This is a genomic window from Verrucomicrobiota bacterium (assembly GCA_016200005.1).
In the GTDB taxonomy this organism is placed as follows: domain Bacteria; phylum Verrucomicrobiota; class Verrucomicrobiia; order Limisphaerales; family PALSA-1396; genus PALSA-1396.
In genome coordinates, this window is sequence record JACQFP010000051.1 from 1 (window position 1) to 8,973 (window position 8,973).

General features: G+C 57.8%; 5 protein-coding genes and 2 pseudogenes. 5 read left to right on the forward strand and 2 right to left on the reverse strand.

What is annotated here, in order from left to right; genetic code table 11:
- The coding region (locus tag HY298_18555) for an MFS transporter (GenBank protein MBI3852263.1) at positions 1 to 417 on the reverse strand (417 nt) is incomplete at its 3' end.
- Between the two features lie 643 nt (positions 418 to 1,060).
- Between HY298_18555 and HY298_18560 the strand changes: the two genes are divergently transcribed.
- From HY298_18560 to HY298_18580, 5 genes and pseudogenes are all read left to right on the forward strand, one after another.
- Complete coding sequence (locus tag HY298_18560) at positions 1,061 to 1,534, forward strand: hypothetical protein (protein ID MBI3852264.1); 474 nt, start codon at positions 1,061 to 1,063, stop codon at positions 1,532 to 1,534.
- Positions 1,531 to 2,287, forward strand: a pseudogene (locus HY298_18565) (TatD family hydrolase). Before HY298_18560 ends, HY298_18565 begins: the two are co-directional and overlap by 4 nt.
- 640 nt (positions 2,288 to 2,927) lie before the next feature.
- Positions 2,928 to 4,436 carry a group II intron reverse transcriptase/maturase gene (ltrA, locus tag HY298_18570; GenBank protein MBI3852265.1) on the forward strand — a complete coding sequence of 503 codons (1,509 nt, stop codon included), beginning with the start codon at positions 2,928 to 2,930 and terminating at the stop codon, positions 4,434 to 4,436.
- A 780-nt stretch (positions 4,437 to 5,216) separates the two neighbouring features.
- Positions 5,217 to 6,173 (forward strand): annotated as a pseudogene (locus tag HY298_18575) (FAD-dependent oxidoreductase).
- The gene (locus HY298_18580; protein ID MBI3852266.1) at positions 6,173 to 7,672 is read left to right on the forward strand and encodes a cyclic nucleotide-binding domain-containing protein; all 1,500 of its coding nucleotides are present in this window, start codon (positions 6,173 to 6,175) and stop codon (positions 7,670 to 7,672) included. Before HY298_18575 ends, HY298_18580 begins: the two are co-directional and overlap by 1 nt.
- Here HY298_18580 and HY298_18585 read toward each other — a convergent pair.
- Positions 7,620 to 8,180: a transposase gene (locus HY298_18585; GenBank protein ID MBI3852267.1), complete on the reverse strand. Its 561-nt coding sequence runs from the start codon at positions 8,178 to 8,180 to the stop codon at positions 7,620 to 7,622. The two genes, HY298_18580 and HY298_18585, sit on opposite strands and share 53 nt — an antisense overlap.
- Positions 8,181 to 8,973 lie beyond the last annotated feature (793 nt).

The following is an 8,973-nucleotide window of genomic DNA, read 5'->3' on the forward strand; positions in this document are numbered from 1 at the left end:
CATGGTGCGGTCTCGCTCCGAAAGCAGGAGATGCGTGGTCTTCAGCGCGCAGGGCCAGTGGCCGGCCTCGAATAGCCCAAGCAACGTGCGGCAGAAGAGAAGCTGGTTATAATTCGTCGTCCACGCGGTGAGAAATCCCATCAGCGACCAGGCGAACAGCACCGCCGGATACAGCCAGCGCACGCTGACACGGTCCGCGATGAATCCGAACAGAAGCGAGCCAACGGCGAAGGCCCATCCGAAGGCGAGTTCGAGGTCGCCATATTGCTCCTTCGAGAGCTTGAACTCGTTGACGATGCGGACCGCCGCATTCGCCAGCGTCTGGCGGTCCATGTAGTTGATGGTCGTGGCAAGCAGCAACAGGCCGCAAACCCACCACTTCCAGGCGCCGAAGCGTGATGCGGGCCCTGCGCTCATCCGGCGCACCACTTTCCGTTCCGCGCGATGACATCATTGGAGCCAACTCCGACCCATTGCGGCGCGAGGCGAAGGACCATCGCGGCATCCCACTCGCAGGCGTGGCCTTTCCGCGCTTGTGTGATGTCACGGTTCGATTTCCGGTGTTCGCTCATGGGAAATTAGAGCGGGATTTTAGCAACGCGCCTTGCGTCAATCATCTCCTGCATGTAAACGGTCACCCGTCCACGATTCGCTTGATGATTTTCTTCTCCTTGTTCCGCCTACCAAAGCCCCGGGAATCATGGCCCCCAGCGTCCCGCCCCCGATAAAACCGCGAAGCCCCCAACCCAGTGACATAATGAGGGCAGTGAAACAAACCAGCCACGCCAAGGAACGATCTGGCCTCGTCGCACCGCCAGGCTCTTGACCTGACAGTGAGCCGAACCTGCGGCCCGAATCGGAATGAACCACAGTCATTGCCGTCAGCTTGCCGGTCTGGCCCGCTTCGAAGGTCGGCGCTTGGAATTGTTCTCTGTTGACTCGTTGAGGAACACGCCCCGTCATCTAATGCAGTGTTGGCGCAACGTCAATCCAATTTCTTGGATTGGTGGTTAGCAAATGAACTGACCGGTGTGGTGACAAGTGAAGTGCCCGCTTGGGTTTGGGCAACGAATCCTACAGACGCCTCGCCCTTCGGCGTCATTTACTTTTGAGGCGACAAGGTGGTAGCGACGCGCGGTCAATTTTCTCCGCCCGTAAACAAGCAACGATAACCTGCTTTATCTATTTCAGTTGTGGCAGAGAACCGCCTCGTCATTGCGGGCACTGCGTCCCATGCCTGATTCGCCGCGCAGCGATTCAGCACGGCTTCGGCGGCGATGACACAGATTACAGCGTCCCCAACCTGACCGCACAGCCGCTCTCGGCCAATAAAGCAAATGGGCGCGACGTGCGATCACTCCAACTCGTGCTCGCCCGCTTGGAAGCACAGCCACAGTTGGCAAAAGTCCTCATTCACAAACCGGGTCCATTGTCTGATTTTCCAGCCCAAATTCCCGCCTATGAGCGCATGTTCCTCGCGGGGATGAAGGAGATTAGTAAACTTGCAAGAAATATCGTGGCTCGCGTCGTATGATCAGGACAGAGGCCCCACAAGTGGTGGACTATCACTGCCACCTAGACCTTTATCCTGACCACGAAACGAAGTTCTCCGAATGTTCTTCGGCAAAAGTTGCCACACTGGCAGTCACAACCACACCCAAGACATGGCAACGAAACAAGGAACTTTGCGCCGAATCCCCCTATGTGTGCGCTGCACTCGGCCTGCATCCGCAGCTTGTTGCCGAACGATCTGGTGAACTCCGGCTGTTCGAGGACTTGTAACCCCAAAGCCCGTTTCGTCGGCGAGGTGGGCTTGGACGCAGGGCCACGTTACTACGCCTCGTTCGCCGAGCAAAAGCGGGTCTTCCAGCGAATCCTTCAACTGTGTGCCGACGCCGGGAATAAGATTCTGTCTGTCCACTCGGTTCGTGCGACGAGGGGGGTGTTAAACTGCATCGAACTTTTCCTCGCTGGGAGCAAGAGCCAAGCTGTGCTTTACTGGTTCACTGGTTCCCCTGCCGATGCCAAACGTGCAGTGAATTTGGGTTGTTACTTTTCCGTCAACGAGCAGATGCTCGCCAATCCGTCTTCCCGTAGGATCATTGAGCTTGTTCCAGCAAATCGCATCCTTACCGAAACGGATGGCCCATTCATGCAAATCCGAGGCCGCCCGGCGGAACCAGGCGAAGTTAGTGGTGTTATCGAAATACTCGCACAACTGCCCAGCTACTCCGGCCCGCAGATGCAGGAACTCATATTTAGAAACCTCGCGGTGTTGGAAGGATAGGCGTGACCAACGCGCGGTTTGCTTCGGTGCGACGTGAAAGTCGCTCAAGTAATCGTTCGATATGGATAACACCATAAGCCGAACCTGCGGTTCCGTTCGCAGGAGCCTAGCGGCATCGGCACAACTGGTAACGGTTGTGTCGGAAGCTGCCGTGACAATACATCTCCGCCCGATGGGGCGAGGAGACCACCGTGAGGAAGTCTCCGCGACTGCCAGCGTCAAGGCGGTCGGAGGGTTAGGCTGAAGGCCAAGTCCAACATAAGTGAACTGTCGAAAGCACCGTGAAACGCAACAAGCCAAAGACGCTGACAGGCTTGCGCCAAAAGGCATCGCAGTCGGTTGCCTCACTCGTAGCTTGGGGCACACGGACATTCAGGACTGCCGGTGAAGAGACAGGGACTAACTCCTTCATGTTACTTGAGTGGAACACGGTAAACCCGACAACTCGCCTCAACGAGGCAGGCGTTGCTGCAAAGCGCGCTGATGAGTTGGCGGGCAGAGGATGCTGGAGAAAGCCAAGGCCGTCCGGTAATCGGATGGATAGAGATTGCAACATCATCTTGCCGCGCAAGCGGGCTGACTTCCGGCGGGTCGTTCGTGACGAGAGAACTCGCAGAACCTTCGCAGGAGGAAATCGCAAATGAACATGGATTCGTCCATGTGTGCATCCTCCGGCAACGCACCACACTGGGAACAGTTGGACTGGCCGCAGTGTGAACGCCACGTCAGAAGGCTGCAAGCACGCATCGTCAAGGCAACACGGGAAGGCCGCTGGGGCAAGGTGAAAGCCTTGCAACGGCTGCTGACCCATTCGTTTTCCGGCAAAGCCTTGGCCGTGAAACGAGTGACGGAAAATCAAGGCAAGAGAACGCCCGGAGTGGATGGAGTCATCTGGAAAACTCCGGGAGCTAGACACAAAGCCATCGGATCGTTACGACGACGCGGGTATCAACCACAACCGCTGCGCCGCGTTCACATCCCGAAAGCCAACGGCAAGTTGCGTCCACTCGGTATCCCGACGATGAAAGACCGCGCCATGCAAGCGTTGCATTTGCTGGCGTTGGAACCCATCGCCGAGACGCTGGGGGATTCACACTCCTACGGCTTTCGCACGGGACGCAGCACGGCGGACGCGATTGAGCAATGTTTCAGTGTGCTCAGTCGGCAGAACCACGCGCCGTGGGTTTTGGAAGGCGACATTCGCGGCTGCTTCGATTATCTCAGCCACGAATGGATGCTGGATCGGATTCCCACGGACACGGAAGTTCTGCGGCGCTGGTTGAAAGCCGGCTACGTCGAGAATCGAACCTTGTTCCCCACGGAGGCGGGCACGCCGCAAGGCGGCATCATCTCGCCGACGCTGGCGAACATGACCTTGGACGGATTGGAGCAACTCCTGAAAGTCGCCTTTCGCAGGCGGCGCGACGGAGCCAGGCAATACCGGCTCAAGGTCAACCTCATTCGTTACGCGGATGACTTCTTTATCACCGGCCCGACCAAGGACGTGCTGGAAAATGAAGTCCGACCATTGGTCGAGCAGTTTCTGCGCGACCGTGGTTTGCAGCTCTCGCCCGAGAAAACCTGCATCACGTCTATCGAAGAAGGGTTCGACTTCCTCGGACAAAACCTCCGCAAGTATGACGGCAAGCTGCTCATCAAGCCGTCGAAGAAGAATACGCATGTCTTCTTGGAGAAAGTCCGAACGATCATCCAGACGAATGTGACCGCGACACAGGAGGTGCTGATTCGTCAACTCAACCCCGTGATCCGGGGTTGGGCGAACTATCACCAATCCATCGTGGCCGCGGACACCTTCAGCAAGGTGGATCATGTGTTGTGGCAAAGTCTCTGGCGCTGGGCCAAACGCCGACATCCGAACAAATCGAGCCAATGGGTAATGCGAAAATACTGGCATCCCATCGGACGACGCAAGTGGACGTTTGCGGTGGACACTGGCGACCGAACCCCGACTGGCCAAATCGTTTGGTTGAAGCTGCGACACGCAGTCGAAACCAAGATACGGCGACATCCGCAGATCAAAGGCACGGCCAATCCGTTTGATCAGCGCTGGCGTAGGTATTTTGAAGACCGTGCGTTTCTCAAGCGATTCGGCATACATCGGTGCGAAGCCGGGATTAAACCGTCGTGAATACCGGCTCTGCTCAAGCAGGGCTTGGAAACGGCTTGAGCCGGATGAACGGAAACGTTCACGTCCGGTTCTGAGGGGAGGGAGTGGCAGCAATGCTACTCCCTTACCCGACGTGCACGGGCTGCCCGTCGCCCCTGTCCCCCTCTCGACGACGCCCGCTCCGCTTCTCAAACCGCGCGCTCGTCACCAGCTTGCATGTGCTTGGCCGCAGGAGCGGCGGGCTTCCGTCTGCGGCTCGGCGGCGGGCGTTGCGCTCCGGCTGCGATTCGCTAGATGCTCCTCTCCGTCCTCCGCTCCACTTACCCCGCTCGCCGACCGCAGACCGAAGCCGCAAGTCCTCAACGCCGTACAGGATGGTGGAGTTTTCAATGAACGATTGGCGAATATCGGATTGTCCAATCACTGATTGAAACATTGGGAGCCCTTCGGCTGGTGGTCGGTACGGCGCGATGAAAGCGGGGCTGATTGTATGGCGGCGTCGGGCGCGTCAAGGATACTACGGGTCGGTTCGCTTAGACGCTCCCGCTTCCGTTCCTTATCGAAAGCTTTCGATAAGGAACGGAAGCGGCGAGTGATGTTGTTCGAGCCGACCCGTAGCATCCTTGACAAGCGCAGTTGAGCCATACCATCGGAACGGCGATTCGCGCCAGTGTCGTTTTTCAGCGGATCGGCGTATTTTACAACCACATGTGACTCCACGGCGCGCTCGGCGACCAATCCGTGTGAAAACTCAACTAAAACATGCCCTACGGCTCAATCCCGTTCTTTTGAAGAAATCGCCCGGCCGGGTTGGCGGCGGCAGTTTATGGAGCGGCGGATGGCTTGCATACCTTGCTCATCGAACGGGAAGCCCCCGGCGGGCAGGCGGGACGCAGTTCGCGCATTGAAAATTACCTCGGGTTTCCCACAGGACTTAGCGGCTCGGACCTCGCCCGGCGTGCGGTTGCACAAGCGCGGCGTTTCGGAGTGGAAATTCTCGCGCCGCAGGAAGTCAAAGGCGTCCGCATCGAAGGCCCGGCTCGAATGCTGACCCTGGCGGATGGCGCGGAGATCGGCTGTCGCGCGCTGCTCATTGCCAGCGGCATCGCTTTTAGAAGACTGGACGTGCCCGGTTTGGAAAAGCTTAACGGCGCGGGCGTGTATTATTATGCCCCGATGTCCGAGGCCTTTTCCTATCGCGACGGCGACATCTACATCGTCGGCGGGGCCAACTCTGCGGGTCAGGCGGCGATGTATTTTTCCAAATTCGCGCGCCAGGTCACGATGTTGGTGCGCGGCAATTCCTTGTCCGACACGATGTCGCAGTATCTCGAAAATCAGATCGCCGCGACGAAAAATATTTCGGTGCGGATCAACTCCAGCGTCGTCGCGGTGGCGGGGGTTGATTGCTGCGAGACCATCACGATTCAAAACAACAAGACCCGTGCGCAGGAAACCGTGTCCGCCAGTGCGCTGCTGATTTACGCCGGGGCCGTTCCGCGCACGGACTGGCTGGCGGGCATCGTCGAGCGGGATGCGCAAGGTTACCTGATCACCGGCCAACATCTGCTGCGTGACGGCAAGCGACCGAGGGAATGGTCGGTGGATCGAGATCCGTTTTATCTCGAGGCGAGCGTTCCGGGAATCTTCGTGGCCGGCGATGTGCGGCATCGTTCCGCCAAAGGCGTCACCTCTGGCGTGGGTGAAGGAGCCATGGCCGTAAAGCTTGTCCACGAATACCTCGGACTGTTGCAATGATGAATCCGGAAACGCTCCAGCAAGTCCGCGCCACCCCGCTGTTTGCCGGACTGGACGACGCACAAATCGGCTGCATTGAACCCGGCGAAGTGATTGATGTGCCCGTCGGAACCGTGTTGGTAACCGAAGGCGAACACTCTGCGTTTTTCTTCTTGGTTCTCGCAGGCGAAATTCGTCTCACACGGACTTATGATAAACAGAGCATTCTCATGGGGGCCATCAAGCCCGGTAACTACACCGGTGAAACCACATTGCTTCTGGACATTCCGTGGCTCGCGACGGCGCGCGTGTCCAAGCCGGCCAGATTGTTTCGTCTCGGCGAGGATGATTTCTGGCACATGCTGAGCACCTGTCGCTCGGTGGCCCGGGAGATTTTTCGCAGTGCCGCCAACAAGGTCCGCAACATGGAAGGCTATTCGCAGCAGCGGGAAAAGCTCGCCTCTCTCGGCACCATGGCGGCCGGGCTGGCGCACGAGCTTAATAATCCAGCGGCGGCCGCACGCCGCGCCGCCGCGCATTTGCAGGAGACCACGGACAAAGTGCAACAGCTCCTCTGCAGCCTGACCAAAACCTTGGGGCATGACCATTGGCAGCACCTTTTGCCAGCCTCGCAAGATGCCTTGGAACGGCTCACACACGCTCCCGTCCTCGACCATCTCGAACGCAGTGACCGTGCTGAAGCCATTGCTGCCTGGCTCGAAACCCACGGGATGGCGTCGGCCTATGAATTGGCTCCCACGTTTGTCAGCGCCGGTTTGGACTCAGTGTGGCTTGAAGAATTGACAAGCAAACTTCCGGCCGCGAGCCGTGCTGATGCTCTGGGCTGGCTGGGAGCGCGCATCAATTTGAAATCGTTGCTGGGCCAGGTTGAGCAAAGCACCGGACGCATTGCGGAACTGGTGAAGGCCGTCAAATCCTATTCGTACATGGATCAATCGCCGATGCAGGAGGTGGACATCCACGAAGGCCTCGATAGCACCTTGACGATGCTCGGCCACAAATTGAAAAACGTGACGCTTATGCGGGCCTTTGATCGTTCGTTGCCGCGCATTCCGGCGTATGGCAGCGAACTCAACCAAGTTTGGACCAACCTTATTGACAACGCCATTCATGCTGTCAACGGCACCGGCAGAATCTGCGTTGGCACCTGCCTCGCAGACAATCAACTTCTGGTGGAAATCGTTGACAACGGTGCAGGCATTCCCCCGGAAGTGCAGGCGCACATGTTCGAGCCTTTCTTTACCACCAAGCCCGTCGGCAGTGGCACCGGCCTCGGCCTGATCATAAGTAACCGCATCGTGGCCGACCGGCATGGCGGTGAAATTGAGTTTGAATCCAAGCCCGGTGAGACTCGCTTCAAAGTCCGGTTACCCTTGCATCGCAGCGAACCTTCGATTCTGCAACCCAATGGCTCTTCAACCAACCAACTAAATGATACCACACCCATCACACAGAGTCTTGAATTGCGGGCAAAGCCCTTGGGTTTCCCTGAAAAGTGAGGGTGACATTGGCCAAGGGCGTTAGGAGTTTTTGGTTTGAATCACATGGCACAGGGCCGAAAAAGTGGTCATGGTTCGATGGGCTGTCCCACAGGTTCAGCCCCAACCCGGCAGATACGCCTGCTCGGGCCGGGCCAGATAGCGGAATTGGCCGTCGGCTGTCCCATAGCGGCGCAGCCAACTCAACACGTCCCATTTTTTCCACAAGGCCGCGCGCACCAAAGTGAACAGCCGGCTGAAGCTGTGGCTCCACTGCGACAGAAACGCCAGAGAGCGCAACAGCAGATAGACCAGCAGCGCCGTCCACACCTGTCAGCGCACCGCATTGGCGCTGGTGCCAAGGAAGTCGGCCAGTTGCAAGGTCTGCAAAGAAGACTTCGATCTGCCAGCGGCAGCGATACAACTCCACGATGCTCTGGGCGCTCCACTCCAGGTTGTTGGTCAGAAATTCCATGGCCACTTCCTTCCCGTCCACCTCGACCAGCGCCACGATGCGCCGCAGCGCCACCGGATAATCCCGCTGCTAAAACTGGCCATTGAGTCTCGGAGCCGCGCTCGCAAGCGAGACGCCGTTCATTCGTCACCATTTGCGACGTTCATGAAGGACGTACTCATCGACCAGGCCCAGACTGTCGCCGCCGCCTCAGCTGAATCACTGCGTTAGTCTGCTGACAGAGTCTTCATTCCTCACTCATTCTATTGCTGAAAGGGGTATCTGTTGCGGAAAGAGTACAAATTGCGAAAAGTCTTCTCCTGGCAGCTTGAGCAAACCACATCGCCCAAACCGGCGGGCTCCGCACTAGAATGGAGCGGAAACGAAGGAAAAATGGATGGACCCTCCCATCAACGAACGTCTAGCCTACCCCTCCGCCGCTAGTCCGAGCTGTCATCTATGAGTATCGGCACAGCGAGAATGCCCCAAAACCAAGAACAAGCGTCGCACCTCCGGCAACGGTCTATCGGGCAACGGGATCAGGTGATGATTAGGCCGCGCCTCGCTACGTTGAGCGCTCAGGAGAAGTGATTCCCTCGGTCACGATGACACCGAACCAGGTTATTTGCGGAGATGCGCAGGAGGTCTTGGACACGCTTCCTTCACAAACACCGAACGCTACTCCTTCAACCTCCTCACTGGTTCGTAGTCAATTTCCAGCAACTGGCCGAGAAATTTCCAAAAGTTGTGGATGGCGGGGGGTGGAGGGCATCCCAAGGGTAAATGTGTTTACGCTGCTATTGCCTTGGGGTTGAGTTCGACACCATCGACGAACTTCACTCCCGCGATCACGCGATCCAGTAACTCA

Bases quoted from the DNA above. Each gene is read 5' to 3' on its own strand.
- ltrA (MBI3852265.1), top strand. From the start codon at position 2,928: ATGAACATGGATTCGTCCATGTGTGCATCCTCCGGCAACGCACCACAC.
- HY298_18580 (MBI3852266.1), top strand. From the start codon at position 6,173: ATGAATCCGGAAACGCTCCAGCAAGTCCGCGCCACCCCGCTGTTTGCC.